This is a genomic window from Variovorax paradoxus (genome assembly GCF_000834655.1).
GTDB classification, from domain to species: domain Bacteria; phylum Pseudomonadota; class Gammaproteobacteria; order Burkholderiales; family Burkholderiaceae_C; genus Variovorax; species Variovorax paradoxus_F.
On record NZ_JXQQ01000058.1, the window covers coordinates 37,738 to 52,929 of the forward strand.

Below are 15,192 nucleotides of genomic sequence, written 5' to 3' on the forward strand. Positions count from 1 at the left end.
TGCCTCGACCCATTCCTTACCATGGAAGCCGTCGATGCCCTGCTTGCTCTCGATCCGATCCCCTGCTTTCCTCTTTCCCCGTCCTCTTCGTGCGGCGAGCGATGCCCGCTTTGATTCCCGCGAATCTCTCTGCGAGACGCGCGCATGATCATCAGCCCGCCTTTCCTGCCCGATCGTGCCGGCCAATCCGAGGATTCATGGCTCGACACGGCCATGGCACAACCCGCCTCTCGCCTCGCGAGCACCAACGCACCTGAAGGCTCGTTCCCCCTGAGCCTGAAATTGGCATGGCACAACGGGCTCCACATCCAGGCTCCCGTCGCCGGCGGAGCATATTTGCCGGTGCGCGCCATTGCCGATGGCAAGGTCGTTTTTGTTCACGCCCCCACTGCGCAAAACGCTGAACTCGATCACCCGCTCAACTACAACCCGTTCCGCGCCGATACGCCCACCGCCGCATGGACCAGCGATGGCTTCCTCGTCATCGAACACAGGACAGAGATCGGTGCCGAGGGGGCGCTTCCTGTCGAAATCGTCTACTACAGCGTGCACATGCATCTGGGCAGCATTGCCGCTTGTCCCAGGACAGGCGCCCCATGGTCCGTCGGCAATGCTGTCTACCGCAAGGAAGAACTAGGGGCACCGGGGGGGATCTACGGCCATGGCGGTCAGATCCATTTCGAGATTTGCTGCAACAAGGCGAACCTCGCGTCGTTGACAAGGCGCGGGCCCGACTGGGTCGACCCGCTGGCCCTGCCGCCACCTGTCGCCGATGGCCGTACTGACAGCGTCTTTGGCAGCATCTACGTCTTTCTGCCCGCCGGCACGCCGACCAGTACGAGCCAGCCGACCCATCATTTGCGCCCAACCGGCAATGTGGGCGGCGGGGCAAGCGCCGCTTCCGACCATTTCCCGCCCAATACGCTGCGCACCCCTTTGTGGGTGCAGATCGATTATGCGAACGGAGGCGCGACTTTGGCGACCTACGACGCGCATGGCGAGCCCGTCGGCTCGCGCAGGAGCGATGGTCGGGACGACTACATTCGCCGCCCCAGTACGCCGTCAGCAGCCAGTCGAAGCTTCGAATACGAACTGTGTGCTGCCGCTAAAGATCGCCACGACGCATTGAGCGCCGCCGACCAAGGCGCAAGCAGCCCCAGCGGCTGGTATGAACTGCTGCGCTTCGGGCGCAATCTGGGAGCCGATCCGCTCCCAGCCAATGCGGCGCACTGGCGAAAGATCGTCACGTCCTCGGGAGAGGTATGGGCCGACCTCAATGCACAAGGCACCTTCAAGTTCAGCGACGCTGATTTCCTGGCAGTGATGGGCTGGAATTGCTTCGGCGACGACGCGGCACCGACCGATCAGCGGTGCGACTCTCCGCACATGAAAGCGCTGATCCGTGACCCCGATCACGCGAACGCGCAACGCATGCAGCCTGCCCAGTTGGCACGCCGATTGGGCGAGCCCGACGTAAGGAAAAAATTGCGGCGTGCCATCTGCAACTTTCCCAGTGAATGGGACCAGCGAAGCGTCGAGGCGCGGTATGGCTGGCTGGAAACCGAAGACTTCAAGCCTACGGACGATGACCCGGCTGGCGCGCAGAAGTGGGCTCGTTTCGTAAAACATGCAAAAGCGCTCAGCTTTCTAGAACTTCCTGCAGAGCTACGAGATGCCGAATGGCGTTTTCATCCGAGGGAGTTCGTCGGGCACATGAGGCGATGCGGTTGGCTGAGCGCTCAGGAACTGGCGCAGTGCTTTCCGCGAAGACAGCTGCATCTGAGCGGAATTTCTTTCAGTTCGTCGACGTTTGCATGGCAAACGGCCATTGCACGAGCAAATGAATGGATGCTGCCATTCAACAGGGCAACAAGAAAATATGGAATCAGCACATCCAAGCAGCGATTGCTTCATCTTTTCTCTCACGTCATTCCCGAAACTGCAAATCTGAGCATGGTGAAAGAGGGTGGCGGCGAGAATGCTGTTTACAGCCCTTATTACGGGCGTGGGCTCATTCAGCTGACACATCTCGAAAATTACACGGCATATGGCGAATTTAGAGGCTTCAAAAGAACGTTTCCTGCAGCCACTTTTCCCCAGCTTGGATGGGATCCGGATGTCCTGATTGCCCGGGACAACAGAGGCGGAAGAAATGCTGAGAACTGCGTGGACAGCGCGTGTTTTTATTTGGCAAGAAGAGCAAACATGCTAAGTCATATGGATTCGGGGGTTTCACAGGCCGATGCCATCACAGTCAGCAAAGACGTAAATGGCTATGTGGCAATCGAGAATCTGAATGGCCTGGATGCCAGATTGCAAAGCGTGATCTATCTCAAATACATGCTTCTTGATGATTTGCCCCGTGGTGCGACGGAGACGGTCAACTTTACGTGGCGCAGAAACAGCCGAAAGGAGGCTGTCATGGACGCCCAGGGTCGACCGGTTTTAACTGGAAACCCGCCGCGTGCTGCAATGAAATATTATCCCGTTCAACACACCATGAATATCTCTCTTGAAAGGCAAAGGCCATGATCAAGAATTTTTCCAAACCAATGGCGGCAATAGTTTTCCTGTGCCTGCATCCTTTTGGAATCGCCCGCGCCGATATCTCCAGTGAAACTGCTTGCTATGTATCCAGTGATGGAAAACCTGTGCGGTTCGAATTCCACTCCTATCATGACTCTGGCCGTAAATGGAGTGGTGGATTCGTTAGATATGAAAATTCAACGGAGTCGATTCCGGTGATATTCATTTCGTCAAACACGGCAAAAAATTTCGGCGAAAGCGTACTTGAGCCCTCATCCAAATGGCTGGAGATATCGCGTGGAAAAATTTCCGGGGAATATGTTCTTTTGCGCGAAGGAGCCGGAACGGGGGTTTCTGGCTATGTGGCGACGTACCGGAATTACGAAAAAAACAAAGTACTCAATTTCGTATTGAACCCAGCAGCCGGCTTTGAGGCGGCCGGCTGCAAGTGGGTTAATTGAGCTATCGGTTGTTGAACTCCGAAGTCGAGCGAAATCCGGCTCGATAGCTCCCGATCAACGTACCGGCGGATTCACGATCACCGGCGGCACGGGCGCCGAAGGCATCGCAGGCGGCGCCGGATTGAACGGTTGCACCGGCACTGGCGGCACCACCGGAATGCTGGGCGGCGTCACCGTGGTCAAAGGCGCGGAAGAGCGGTCTGCAGGCGTGGGCGAAGGCACGGCCGGCGTGTTGCCATTGCTCGCCAGGGTCGCATTGATCGCGTTCATGTCCGCCGTCGTCAGCGTGCCGTTGGCCTGGCGCAGCTTCAGGTTCCCCAGCAGCACGTTGTAGCGCGCCTGCGCGAGGTCGCGCTTGGTCTGGAACAGCTGGCTTTGCGAGTTGAGCACGTCGATGTTGATGCGCACGCCCACCTGGTAGCCGAGCTTGTTGGCGTCGAGCGCGCTCTGGCTCGAGGCCTCGGCCGCTTCCAGCGCCTTGACCTGGCCCGCGCCCGACACGAGGCCCAGGTAGGCCGCGCGCGTGGCCTGGGCCACGCTGCGCCGGGTGCCGTCGAGCACGCTGCGCGACTGGTCTTCGAGCGCCAGGGTTTCCTTGATGCGGTTCTCGGTCGCAAATCCCGCGAAGAGCGGCAGGTTGAAGGTGACGCCGACCGTGGCGGCGTTGACGCGCGTGCCCACGGTGCTGGTGCTGGTGCCAGTGGGATTGCGCGTGACGTTGTAGCCCAGGTTGGCGTCCAGCGTGGGCTTGTGGCCGGCCTGCGCCTTCTGCACTTCGAGCCCGGCGACGTCCAGGCCCAGGCGCGCCTGCTGGATCGCGGGATGCACTTCGTCGGCCTGCGCGACCCACGCGTTGATGTCCGCGGGCTGGGCGGTGGGCAGCACGACCGGCACGGCCAGCGGCACCGGCACGCTGCCGGGGCGGCCGACGAGCTGGTCGAGCACGATCTTCTTGACCTGCAGATCGTTCTCGGCGGCGATCTCTTGCGCGATCACCAGGTCGTAGCGGGCCTGGGCCTCGCGCGAGTCGGTGATGGTCGAGGTGCCGACCTCGAAGTTGCGCTTGGCCGAGGCGAGCTGCTCGGCCACGGCGACCTTCTGCGCGCGCACCAGCGCCAGGCTGTCCTGGCTTGCGAGCACGTCGAAATACGCCTGGCTCACGCGCACGATCAGGTCCTGCTCGGCGGTGGTGAGCACCGCCAGCGCGATCTCGGTCTGCCGCTTGCCCTGCTCGTAGGTGGCCCAGTTGGCGGGGCGGTAGAGCGGTTGCGTGGCGTTGATGCCGACGTTCTGCGTGTTGAAGTCGCGCGAAGCGCTGGCGCCGCGGCTGGTGCCCGTGAGGGTGTCGATGTCCAGGTTGCTGCGGTTCACGCCGGCCGTGAGCCCGACGGCGGGCAGGATGCCGGCCTTGGCCTGTGCGGCGCGCGCGACGTTCGCGTCGTACTGCGCCCGCGCGCCCTGGTATGTGGCGTCGTAGCCGCGGGCGGAGTCATAGAGTTCGTTCAGTGTCTGGCCCTGGGCCGGCAGTGCAAGCAGGGTCGCGATAACGCTGGCGAGTGCTGCGGAAAGTGGCAGAAGCCGGGGCCGTGGAGGCATTGAACGTCCTTGAGGAATGAGAAAGTCTTTTTTCGCGCACGCCTACGCATCGGCGGCGGCGCCACCCCATAGCGCCAAGCGCAGCGGGGCTTCTCCCAGGAACACCACGGAACCGGCTTTGCCGGGCAGTCGGTGTTGCCCCCTGCGAGGGGAGAGGAGAAGCGACACGAAGTGCGCGAAGCCTGGGGGTGTCATTCAATACCGCGGGACCGAGGGGTCGTGCGACGACCAGGCGTCGATGCCGCCCGCCACGTTGGCGAGCTGGTCAAAGCCGTTCTGGTTCAAAAACGCGGCCACGCGCTGGCTGCGCGCGCCGTGGTGGCAGAGGCATGCAATGCGCTGGCCTTCGCCCAACTCGGCGAGGCGGCCGGGGATCTCATTCATCGGAATCGCCACCAGCGTGAAGCCCGCGGGCGAGACGCTCGCCGTCTGCAGCTCCCAGGGTTCGCGCACGTCGAGCAGCACGGGGGCGGCGTCGGCGTCCTGCGCAAACCAGGCGGCGAGGTCGGCGGGGCGGACTTGGTCGATCATTCGTGCGGCCCCGCTCAGAACGAGAAGCGCGAGGGCTCGGGGAAGTTCAGGAGGCGCGGCGCCACGGTGTCCCAGGGCTGGACCGTGTCCCACTTGCTTTCGCTGGTGCGGGTGACGAAGTGGGCGCGCATCATCGGCTCCTCGCCCACGATGGCCGCGAGGCGCCCGCCGACCTTCAGCGATCCCAGCAGGTTCTGCGGAATGCGGGCGACCGAGCCGCTCAGCACGATCACGTCGAAGCTCGGGCCGCTCGCCAGGGGCACGGCGCCGTCGGCATGGCGCACTTCGACGTTGGCAACGCCGTTCTGGCGCAGCGTCTCGGCGGCGCGTGCGGCCAGCACGGGGTTGATTTCGAGCGACAGCACCTGGGCGGCGCGGGCACCGAGCAGGGCGGCCATGAAGCCCGAACCGGTGCCGATTTCGAGCACGGACTCGTGCTTTTGCACCTTCAGGTCGTGCAGCGTGCGGGCCTCGACCTTGGGAGAGAGCATGAATTCGCCGGGCACGGAGCCGTCGAGCAGCGGCAGCTCCATGTCGAAGAAGGAGAGCGTGCGGTGGGCTTCCGGCACGTAGTCTTCACGGTGGATGGTGGACAGCAGGTCGAGGATGTCCATGTCCAGCACATCCCAGGGGCGGATCTGCTGTTCGATCATGTTGAAGCGCAAGCGCTCGAGGGTGGGGGTGGGGTTCATGGCGTGGCTTTCCTTGTGGGCTCAGGACAAACCTTCAATTTTAGGTGGCCCGGATGACGCCAGCGGCCCGCTCGGCCATACGAGAGTCTTCTTCATGCCTTGCCTTCGGGTCGCACGCTGAGCCCATAGAGCACGGTTTCGGCCTGGGTGGCGAGGAATTTCTCGGGGTCCAGGGCGCTTTCGCCGTCGACGCAGACCATGGCCGAGTGCTTCCACAGCATCAGGAAGACCATGGGCGCGATCACCGAATAGATCGCATGGTCGATGTCGACCGGCGCGAATTCGCCGCGGTCGATGCCGCGCTGCAGGATGCGCCGCAAGAGGTCGTGGCCGGGGCGCACCACCTGCTGGCGGTAGAACTCCGCCAGTTCAGGAAAATTGCCGCCTTCGCTCATCATGAGCTTGGTCAGGCCCGAGGCCTTGGTCATGCCCACGCGCTCCCACCACACGTTCATGCAGTAGCGCAGCATCTCGGCGGTGGTGCCCTCGAAGGCCTCGAATTCGGCGTTCCACTCGGTGAAACGGCCGCCCAGGCTTTCCATGATCACGGCCTTGAAGAGCTCTTCCTTGCTCGGAAAATACAGAAAGAGCGTGCCCTTGGAGACGCCGGCGCGCGCTGCCACTTCCTCGGAACGGGTGGCCGCGAAGCCTTTTTCGACGAACAGGTCGAGCGCGGCGGCCAGCAGTTCGCCGGGGCGTGCTTCCTTGCGGCGCTCTCGCTTGGAGCGCACCGGGCAGAACTTGTCGACGAGGGAACGGGGAGTGGGCATGTGGGCTAATGACTCGCGGGTTAGTAATGTAGTGACCGGCATCCGCCACGTCAAGCCGCGACAATATCGGGTTCGCCGATTTCCAACCTGCCGGAGCAGTACCCATGTCTTCCCCGCCGTCGCCCACCGAAACCATCGTGATTGGCGGAGGCTGCTTCTGGTGCACCGAAGCGGTTTTCGACCGGGTGCAGGGCGTGCTCGACGTGGAGTCGGGTTATTGCAACGGCCAGGTCGTCAACCCGACCTACGAGCAGGTCTGCACCGGTCGCACCGGCCACGCCGAGGTCGTGAAGCTCGAATTCGACCCCGCCCAGATCAGCCTTCGCGAGATCCTGGAGATCTTCTTCGTCGTGCACGACCCGACAACGCTCAACCGCCAGGGCAACGACGTCGGCACGCAATACCGCAGCGGCATCTACTACACGAGCGACGCGCAAAAGCAGGTAGCGCAAGACGTCATCCGCGAGATCGAGGCCAGCAAGACCTACAGCGCGCCCGTCGTGACCGAGGTGGCGCCCCTCGCCAACTATTCGACCGCCGAGGCCTACCACCAGGACTATTTCCTGAACAACCCGAACCAGGGCTACTGCGCGTTCGTCGTCGGTCCCAAGGTCGAGAAGTTCCAGAAGACCTTCGCCTCCCGCGTCAAGTCCTGATCCAAGCCTGATCCCTCCGTTTCCGTGCTGCTGTCCTCCCGCCAATCCCCGCACTTCTCGACCCGCGCGATCCTCGTCGTGCTGGCGATCGCGTTGTGGTTCGCGGGCACGCTGGGCGTGATGCACCGTTCGCTGCACGTGCCCGGCCTGCCGGCCGCGGCGGCCACGGTCCAGGCGGCACAGGCCGAGAAGGGCGCCCACGTCCACCCGGGCCACGGCGTGGTCAGCCTCTTCGGCGACCACACCGATGCCGAGTGCCGGCTCTACGACCAGCTCTCGCACGGATCGAGCGTTCCCGGCGTGCCGCTGGTGGTGCTGCCGGTGCTGCTGCCCTCGGCCACGTTTGCTTATCTGCAGGGCGAAGCCATCGCCCGCTGGGTTGCGCTGTTCGACGCGCGCGGCCCGCCTTCCACTCGCTGAATCCCCCCGTGTTCCGGTCGCTGCGCCTGCCTTGTGCGGGTGACGGCGTGCCGTCCATTGATTCAACGAGTGTTCACCATGATTCCCAATTTCCGTCGCCACGCCATCGGCGTCGCCGTTTTTTCGCTCGCCTTCGCCGCTGCGTCCCACGCCCAGGAAGCCGCCCAGACCCAGACTCAGGCCCAGACCGCCGATGCCCCGGGCCTGGCCGCCATCACCGTCACCGGCAATCCGCTCGGCACCAACGACCTGATCGCGCCGACCGTCACGCTCTCTGGCGAAAAACTCCTGCTGCGTTCCGACTCGACCCTCGGCGAGACGCTCAACAACCTGCCCGGCGTGAGCAGCAGCTACTTCGGGCCCAACGCGAGCCGCCCGATCATCCGCGGGCAGGACGGCGACCGCATCCGCATCCTGCAGAACGGCGGCGGCGCGCCCGACGCCTCGGCGCTGAGCTACGACCACGCGGTGCCTGTCGACGCGCTGGTCACCGACCGCATCGAGGTGCTGCGCGGCCCCTCGGCGCTGCAGTACGGCGGCAGCGCCGTGGGCGGCGTGGTCAACGTGATCGACAACCGCATCCCGACCGAGCCCATCAACGGCTTCGGCGGCCGTGCCGACCTGGGCTTTTCCACCGGCAACAAGGAAAAGAACGGCGGCGTGGTGCTCGAAGGCGGCAACGACCGCTTCGCACTGCACGTCGATGCCTTCAACCGCGACTCGAAAGACGTCTCGGTGCCCATCGACCTGGATTGCAGCAAGCCCGGCTCGCCGTGGCGCGCCCGCAAGATCTGCAACTCGGCCAACGAGGCGAACGGCGGCGCGGTCGGCGGCACGCTCTTCTTCGACAAGGGCTGGATCGGGGCCTCGGCCAGCACCTATCGCAGCAACTACGGCACCGTGGCCGAGGACGACGTGACCATCCGCATGAAGTCCGACCGCTACGCACTCGAAGGCGAGTGGCGCCCGGGCGGCATCATCAGCAGCATCCACGCCAAGGTGAGCCACACCAACTACCGCCACACCGAGTTCGAGGGCCCCGAGGCCGGCACCACGTTCTCGAACATGAGCAACGACCTGCGCGTGGAGGCGCGCCACCAGAAGATCGGCAACTTCGAAGGCCTCGTAGGCTTCAGCAGCGAGACCAACCGCTTCGCCGCCGATGGCGAGGAAGCCTTTGCGCCGCACAGCCGCACGCGCTCGAACGCGCTCTTCCTCTATGAAGAGTACGGCGCCTCGTGGGGCAAGCTGAGCTTCGGCGCGCGCACCGAGAAGGTCCGCATCCGCTCGCTGGGCTATCCGGACGATCCGACGGTCACGCGCTTCGCCATCGGCGAGCGCACCTTCAACCCGCACAGCGCGGCGTTCGGCGCGCTGGTCAACCTCACGCCGCAGTGGCAGCTGACATCGAACCTCGCCTACACCGAGCGCGCCCCCAAGGACTACGAACTGCTCGCCAACGGCCCGCACGTGGCCACGGCCGCGTGGGAAGTGGGCGACCCGAACCTGCAGAAGGAAAAGTCGACGGGCCTGGATCTCGGCGCGCAATGGAAGTCGGGCCCCAACACGGCCCGCGTGAATGCCTACGTCACGCGCTTCAGCAACTACATCGGCCTCACCGCCTCGGGCCGCACGCTCGACGAAGAAGGCCAGGTCGTGACCGACCCCGCGGCCACCGACACGCTGGCCGAGTACCTCTACAGCGGCGTGCGCGCGCGCTTCACCGGCATCGAGGCGAGCGGCAACCTGCGCCTGCTGGGCACCGACGGCTTCGGACGCATGGCCGACGCCTCCACGCTCGACCTCGAATGGCGCGGCGACGTGGTGCGCGCGAAGAACCTGGACACCGGCGAGCCGCTGCCGCGCATCGCGCCGTTCCGCACGGGTGCGACGCTGGTGTACGGCAACGGCCCGTGGAGCGCGCGCCTGGGCTTCGACTACAACGCGGCGCAGCGCCACGTGCCGAGCGTGGGGGCGCGCGAAACCGATGCCTACACGCTGTGGAATGCGGCCATCTCGTACCGCATGAAGGTGCAGCGCGCCAACCTCACCTGGTATGCGCGCATCGAAAACATCACCAACAAGCTGGCCTACAGCCCGACGTCGATCCTCACGACGACGGTGTATCCGAACGCGCCGTTGCCGGGGCGGTCGATGAAGGTCGGGTTGCGCGTGACGTTCTGATGCTGAGTGGCTCGCTCCCCCGTTGGGGGAGTGCAGGGGTGGGGGCAAGCGGCCAGTGACGAGGCCATGGCTTTTGCAGGCGCCGCTTGCCCCCATCCCAGCGTTCCCCCAGAGGGGGAAGGAGCAAGGCGGCTATCCTCGCCGCGTGAACTCTTTCGTCATCTCCTCGCTGCTCCCCGTCGTCATCCTCATCGCCGCGGGGTATCTCGCCGGCAAGCGCCGGTGGATCGGCGGCAATGCGGTGAAGGACCTGTCGAACCTCATCTTCCTGCTGCTCGCGCCCGCGCTGCTGTTCCGCGCCATGAGCACGGTGCATGTGCAGGAGCTCAGCCTGAAGCCGGTTGCGGCGTATTTCATCGCCTCGGGCCTGCTCTTCGCGGGCACGCTCGCGTTGCGCGGTTTCAACCGCACGGCCGCGGTGATCGCGCTGGCCAACACCTACAGCAACACCGTGATGATCGGCATCGCGCTCGTGGGCCTGGCCTACGGCGAGGCGGGCATGGTCGTACTGCTGACGCTCATCTCGCTGCACTCGCTGGTGCTCATGACCAGCGCGACCCTCGTGCTGGAGCTGGCCGTCGCACGTGAACATGCGGTGGTCAGCGGCGAAGAGAAGCGCTCGATGGCGCGCACCGTGCTGCGTGCGCTGCGCAACGCCATCATCCATCCGGTGCCGCTGCCGATCATCGCGGGCCTCTTGTTCGCGCAGACCGGCCTCGTGATGCCCGAGGTGATCGACAAGCCCATCCAGTTGCTCGGCCAGGCCTTCGGCCCGGTGGCGCTCGTCATGGTGGGCATCACGCTCGCGCTCACGCCCATCGGGCGCCACTGGCGCGGCGCGCTGGTGCAGGCGCTGGTGAAGAACCTGCTGCATCCGCTGCTGGTGGCCGGCATCGGCTGGCTGCTCGGCGTGCGCGGCATCCCGCTCACCGTGATGGTGGTGGCGGCGGCGCTGCCCATCGGCGCCAACGTGTTCCTGTTCTCGCAGCGCTACCGCACGGCCGAAGACCTCGTGACGGCCAGCGTGGCGGTGTCCACGGTGCTCGCGCTCGGCACCCTCACGCTCGTGATGGTCTGGGTGCAATGGCTCCCCTGAGCGCCTGAGTCCTTCGGTTTTCCGCGCGCATCCTGCTCGCGGCCTTTCGCTTTATCGGCTGCTCGCCGGCCCCTATGCCGTTTGGCAGGGGTGGCCGTTTGGTGGAATGGCGCGCCGCGCCCATCGCCCTACATTTGCCGGCTGATGATTTACCCGGCGTGCTCTTCGCCCCTTGTTGCTATGGCGGTGGTCGCGACGGTGATCGCGCTCTTCGGCCCACCCGCGCGGGCGGCGGCCGATGGCAAGCCGTGCAGGACGCCGTGCCTCTCGGTCAACGTGCCGCGCGATGCACCCGAGAAGCCCGAAAAGCCAGCGGAGGCCGAGCCGAAGCCCGCGCCCGCGGCCCGACCGGTTGCGAAGCCCAGGCCGCAGGCAACGGCATCGGCGGCGCCCGCCTCGCCGTACGAGGCGCAGAAAGAGCCCGTTGCAAAAAAGCCTGCGCCATCGAAGCGCTGCACCGACATCAACATGCGCGCCGCGGTCGGCGAGCCGCTGTCGGACGAGGACATGAAGACATTGAGGAGCCAGTGCTGATGATGAACACCACCACTCGACGGGTCCGCACCGCGTTGCGCGTGCTGACCCTGTGCGCCGCCGCGCTCGCCGCCGCCTGCGCCACCCGCCCCGCGCCGGGCAACGCCATGCCCTTCGACCAGGCCGTCAACCAGGCGGTGGACGACCTGATGGTGCAGACGCAGAAGCTGCCGGCGTTTCTCGCGAAGGTCGAGTCGTCGCTCTCGCAGCGCCGCATCGTGATCGACCCGTTGCTCGAAGGCGCGAGCGGCCAGCAGACCGAGGTGACGCGCGTGGCCGAGCAGCGCATCGTGCAGCGCATGCAGGCGCAGTTCAAGCAGTTCACCGTGACGCCGTTCAACTCCGCAGAGCTGGGCAACGCGCAGTACGTGCTCAACGGCACGCTGATGCGCGACAAGGAGGCCACCGGCGGGCGTTACCGGCTGAACCTCGCGCTCACCGAAATCAAGAGCGGCATGGTGATCGCGCAATCGGTCACGCGCATCAGCGATGCGACGCTCGACACGCGCCCCACCGCGTTCTTTCGCGACAGCCCGGTGAACGGCAAGGACCGCGGCGTGGAGGGCTACATCCGCACCGCCGAGACCCAGCCGGGGCAGGCCGCCGATGCGCTGTACCTGGAGCGCCTGCCGACCTCGACCGTGCTGCAGGAAGCCACCGCGGCCTACGAAGCCGGCCGCATGAGCGAGGCGCTCGCTCGCTACGAGGCGGCGGCAAAGCGGCCCGACGGCCAGCAGCTGCGCATCTACAGCGGCATGTACCTCACGCAATCTCAACTCGGGCGCACGGCCGATGCCGAAAAGACCTTCGGCACCATCGCGCGACTGGGCCTGGAAACCAACAACCTGAGCGTCAAGTTCCTCTTCAAGCCGGGCTCGACCGATTTCCTTGCCGATCCGAAGATCAGCGCCGCCTACCCGATGTGGCTGCGGCAGATCGCGCGGCAGGCTGCACAGATCGATTCATGCGTGGTGGTGACGGGGCACACGAGCCGCACGGGCTCGGAGTCGGTGAACGAGCGGCTGTCGCTGCAGCGCGCGGTGAGCGTCAAGTCGCGGCTGGCGACCGAGGCGCCGCCGCTCGCGAAGAAGCTGCGCGAATCGGGCATGGGCTTTCGCGAGAACATCGTCGGCACCGGAGCCGACGATGCGAGCGACGCGCTGGACCGTCGCGTCGAATTCAAAGTGGTCGGCTGCGACGCTTGACCGGATTCAGGGGGCGAGCCGCTCGCGCACCCAGTCCGCGCCTTCGAGCCGGTAGCGCAGCCGGTCGTGCAACCGGCTCTTGCGGCCCTGCCAGAACTCCCAGCGGTCCGGCACCAGCCGGTAGCCGCCCCAGTGCGGCGGACGCGGCGGCGAGAGCAGGTGCTTGGCAGCGGCCACGGCCGCGTTCTTCACCAGCACGTCGCGGCCGCTGATCACTTCGCTCTGCGGGCTGGCCCAGGCGCCGATGCGCGAGTCGAGCGGGCGGCTCGCGAAGTAGGCGTCGCTCTCGTCGGCGCCGGCCTTCTCGACGCGGCCCTCGATGCGCACCACGCGCTCGAGCTCGACCCAGTGGAACTGCAGCGACGCATACGGATTGCCCGAGAGCTCGCGGCCCTTGCGGCTTTCGTAGTTGGTGTACCAGACGAGGCCGCGCGCGTCGTAGCCCTTGATCAGCACGATACGGCTCGATGGCCTGAGGTCGCTGCCCACGGTGCACAGCGTCATCGCATTGGGCTCGGGCACCTGCGCGTCGATGGCCTCGGTGAGCCAGCGTTCGAATTGCTTCAGCGGGTCGTCCGCGCTGTGGGCTTCGCCGAGCTCGGCGCGTTCGTAGCTCTTGCGCAGCGCGGCGAGCGCTTCGTTGGAGAGAGGGGAGGTCATGCCGGGATTGTTGCGCACATACTCGGACCATGACCACAAAGGCGACAAAGGCGAATTCCCCCACGGTGATCGTGCTGGCCTCGGGCCGCGGAGAGCGCTTCATCGCCGCCGGCGGCACCGGCTCCAAGCTCAAGGCACTGCTTGCGGGCAAACCGGTCCTGGAACGCACGCTCGATGCCGTGCGCGCAAGCGGCCTGCCGTGGCGCCTGGAGGATGTTGGTCATCCGGGCATGGGCGACTCGATCGCCGCCGCGGTGCGTGCCACGCCCAACGCCATCGGCTGGCTGATCCTGCCGGGCGACCTGCCGCTGGTGCGGCCCGAGACGCTTCAGGCGGTGGCCGCTGCGCTCAACGGGCGGGTCAATGCCGTGCAGCCGCAGTTCATGGGAGAGCGCGGCCACCCGGTCGCGTTTGCCGCCGGGTGTCGCGCGCAGCTCGCGGCACTGGAAGGGAACCTGGGCGCGGCGCCCGTCCTGCGGTCGATGCGCGCCATCGATTCGGTCGCGGATCTCGCGGTGGACGACGCCGGCATCGTGACCGACATCGACACGCCCGAAGCCCTCGCGCGCGCCGAGGCGCTGTGGCTGGAGCGCGCGGGCCGCTAGCGGCCGGATCAGCCCTTCGGAATCACTGCGCAGGCGATGCGCGGGCCCGAGTTGCCGGCCGGCTGCGTCGTGAAGTCGTCGCGGTCGCGATGCACCACCAGCGCGCGGCCCACCACGTTGTTGACGGCGCCGTCGGTCAGCGAGATCGAGTGGTCGTCCACGCTGAAGCGCGCCACGCCGCCGGCGTCGGCCACCAAGCTCGGCAGTTCGCCCGCGTGGCTGCCCGGCGCGGCGAACTTGCCGTGCGTGCCGCCGGTCGGGTTGAAGTGGCCGCCCGAGGCATTGCCGTTGTCGCCGCAATCGCCCTTTTCATGGATGTGGAAGCCGTGCTCGCTGCCCGGCACGAGGCCGCGCACTTCGCCCGAGACGCGCACGCCGTGGTCCAGGGCAGTGAGCTTGACCGTGCCGCGGGTCGGGTTGGGCGTGATCGCGGCGGTCGGCACCAGTTCGACGGACGTGCTGGGCTTGCCGCCCATGCTGCCGCAGGCGGCGAGCACGGCCGTAGCCAGGAGGGCGGTGCCGGTGGCGAAGAGACGACGATGGTTCATGGTTTTTCCTTGGACGGTCCGGATGAAGCCCCGGATGAAGGTTGGGAAGAATTGTCGGAAGACCCCGGAACATATACCGGAGCCGGGGGGGCATCGCAATCGGCCGCTGCCGCGGATGCCTGTTCGGCCTCGGCCAGCGCCACCAGCCGGGCCAGCGCCGCATCGTGGATCGAATGCCGCCGCAGCTCCAGCAGGGTCTGCTGCGCATAGTCGAGCGAGCTCCCGTAGCGGCCGACCGCGTTGGCGAAGATGTGGCGGTAGCGCTCGTCGCTCAAGTCGCCCGTGAAGTTGGGGCTGCGCCGCGAGAGCGTGAAGGCCAGCGCGTTGACCGGGCCTTCGGCCGTGCCGCAGCGCAGCCACTTGGGGTCGTACACGCCGGTGGGCATTTCGCGCAGCCAGAGGCGGCGCAGCGTCTCCAGCCCCTCGGCCTTCGGCACCCGGAACACCATGCCGCGGCAGCTGCCGCCCGAGAGGAGGCCGAACACGAGGCCCGGCGTCTGCACGCTGCCGCGATTCACGCGGCTCCACATCTTCAGCGCCCGGTGCCAGCCGTGCACCCAGGCCGGACGGCGCTCGATGAAGCCGAACTCCGGCCGCCAGATCAGCGAGCCGTAGCCGAAGAGCCACAGATCATCGTGTCCGCCCCAGTCGGCAATCGCCCGCTCGAGCATGGGTTGTGGGTCGCGCAGAGGCTTGGGCATGGGGTCG

16 protein-coding genes are annotated in these 15,192 nt (G+C 66.1%); 8 read left to right on the top strand and 8 right to left on the bottom strand.

Translation table 11 applies throughout. From position 1 onward, the window contains the following. Positions 1–144 precede the first annotated feature (144 nt). Positions 145–2,532 (top strand): M23 family metallopeptidase, encoded by a 2,388-nt coding sequence (locus RT97_RS32610; protein WP_080898385.1) that lies wholly within the window; start codon positions 145–147, stop codon positions 2,530–2,532. Next, positions 2,529–2,987 carry a hypothetical protein gene (locus tag RT97_RS33190; protein WP_155403864.1) on the top strand — a complete coding sequence of 153 codons (459 nt, stop codon included), beginning with the start codon at positions 2,529–2,531 and terminating at the stop codon, positions 2,985–2,987. The genes RT97_RS32610 and RT97_RS33190 overlap by 4 nt, the downstream gene beginning before the upstream one ends. 54 nt (positions 2,988–3,041) lie before the next feature. Here RT97_RS33190 and RT97_RS22545 read toward each other — a convergent pair whose 3' ends face one another. The 4 genes from RT97_RS22545 to RT97_RS22560 all read right to left on the bottom strand — a co-directional run bounded on the left by RT97_RS22545 (position 3,042) and on the right by RT97_RS22560 (position 6,576). Beyond that, entirely contained in the window at positions 3,042–4,583 is a 1,542-nt protein-coding gene (locus tag RT97_RS22545; protein ID WP_042581063.1) for a TolC family outer membrane protein, read from the bottom strand. 195 nt (positions 4,584–4,778) lie between these two features. Beyond that, positions 4,779–5,114 carry a rhodanese-like domain-containing protein gene (locus RT97_RS22550; protein WP_042581064.1) on the bottom strand — a complete coding sequence of 112 codons (336 nt, stop codon included), beginning with the start codon at positions 5,112–5,114 and terminating at the stop codon, positions 4,779–4,781. 14 nt (positions 5,115–5,128) lie between these two features. Further along, the gene (locus RT97_RS22555) at positions 5,129–5,806 is read right to left on the bottom strand and encodes a protein-L-isoaspartate O-methyltransferase family protein (RefSeq protein ID WP_042581065.1); all 678 of its coding nucleotides are present in this window, start codon (positions 5,804–5,806) and stop codon (positions 5,129–5,131) included. Between the two features lie 92 nt (positions 5,807–5,898). Then, the gene (locus RT97_RS22560) at positions 5,899–6,576 is read right to left on the bottom strand and encodes a TetR/AcrR family transcriptional regulator (RefSeq protein ID WP_042581066.1); all 678 of its coding nucleotides are present in this window, start codon (positions 6,574–6,576) and stop codon (positions 5,899–5,901) included. A 104-nt stretch (positions 6,577–6,680) separates the two neighbouring features. Here RT97_RS22560 and msrA point away from each other — a divergent pair, with 104 nt between their 5' ends. The 4 genes from msrA to RT97_RS22580 all read left to right on the top strand — a co-directional run bounded on the left by msrA (position 6,681) and on the right by RT97_RS22580 (position 10,932). After that, positions 6,681–7,232 (top strand): peptide-methionine (S)-S-oxide reductase MsrA, encoded by a 552-nt coding sequence (gene msrA / locus RT97_RS22565; protein ID WP_042581067.1) that lies wholly within the window; start codon positions 6,681–6,683, stop codon positions 7,230–7,232. Positions 7,233–7,256: 24 nt separating this feature from the next. Continuing rightward, entirely contained in the window at positions 7,257–7,652 is a 396-nt protein-coding gene (locus RT97_RS22570; protein ID WP_042581068.1) for a hypothetical protein, read from the top strand. Between the two features lie 78 nt (positions 7,653–7,730). Beyond that, positions 7,731–9,836, top strand: a complete 2,106-nt coding sequence (locus tag RT97_RS22575; RefSeq protein WP_042581069.1) for a TonB-dependent receptor — start codon at positions 7,731–7,733, stop codon at positions 9,834–9,836. A gap of 145 nt (positions 9,837–9,981) precedes the next feature. Further along, the gene (locus RT97_RS22580; RefSeq protein WP_042581070.1) at positions 9,982–10,932 is read left to right on the top strand and encodes an AEC family transporter; all 951 of its coding nucleotides are present in this window, start codon (positions 9,982–9,984) and stop codon (positions 10,930–10,932) included. A gap of 149 nt (positions 10,933–11,081) precedes the next feature. Here the strand turns inward: RT97_RS22580 and RT97_RS32620 are convergent, their stop codons facing one another. Further along, positions 11,082–11,441 (bottom strand): hypothetical protein, encoded by a 360-nt coding sequence (locus RT97_RS32620; protein ID WP_080898387.1) that lies wholly within the window; start codon positions 11,439–11,441, stop codon positions 11,082–11,084. A 24-nt stretch (positions 11,442–11,465) separates the two neighbouring features. Here RT97_RS32620 and RT97_RS22590 point away from each other — a divergent pair, with 24 nt between their 5' ends. Further along, entirely contained in the window at positions 11,466–12,671 is a 1,206-nt protein-coding gene (locus RT97_RS22590; protein ID WP_253278290.1) for an OmpA family protein, read from the top strand. Positions 12,672–12,677: 6 nt separating this feature from the next. On the opposite strand, the gene pdxH is transcribed toward RT97_RS22590, so the two are convergent. Continuing rightward, positions 12,678–13,331, bottom strand: a complete 654-nt coding sequence (gene pdxH / locus RT97_RS22595) for a pyridoxamine 5'-phosphate oxidase (RefSeq protein ID WP_042581071.1) — start codon at positions 13,329–13,331, stop codon at positions 12,678–12,680. A 29-nt stretch (positions 13,332–13,360) separates the two neighbouring features. Between pdxH and RT97_RS22600 the strand changes: the two genes are divergently transcribed. After that, positions 13,361–13,936: a nucleotidyltransferase family protein gene (locus RT97_RS22600; RefSeq protein ID WP_042581072.1), complete on the top strand. Its 576-nt coding sequence runs from the start codon at positions 13,361–13,363 to the stop codon at positions 13,934–13,936. An 8-nt stretch (positions 13,937–13,944) separates the two neighbouring features. Here the strand turns inward: RT97_RS22600 and RT97_RS22605 are convergent, their stop codons facing one another. Continuing rightward, a complete protein-coding gene (locus tag RT97_RS22605) occupies positions 13,945–14,484 on the bottom strand; it encodes a superoxide dismutase family protein (protein ID WP_042581073.1) in 540 nt (179 codons plus the stop codon). Then, positions 14,481–15,185 carry a gamma-glutamylcyclotransferase gene (locus RT97_RS22610; protein ID WP_042581130.1) on the bottom strand — a complete coding sequence of 235 codons (705 nt, stop codon included), beginning with the start codon at positions 15,183–15,185 and terminating at the stop codon, positions 14,481–14,483. The genes RT97_RS22605 and RT97_RS22610 overlap by 4 nt, the downstream gene beginning before the upstream one ends. Positions 15,186–15,192: the final 7 nt, after the last annotated feature.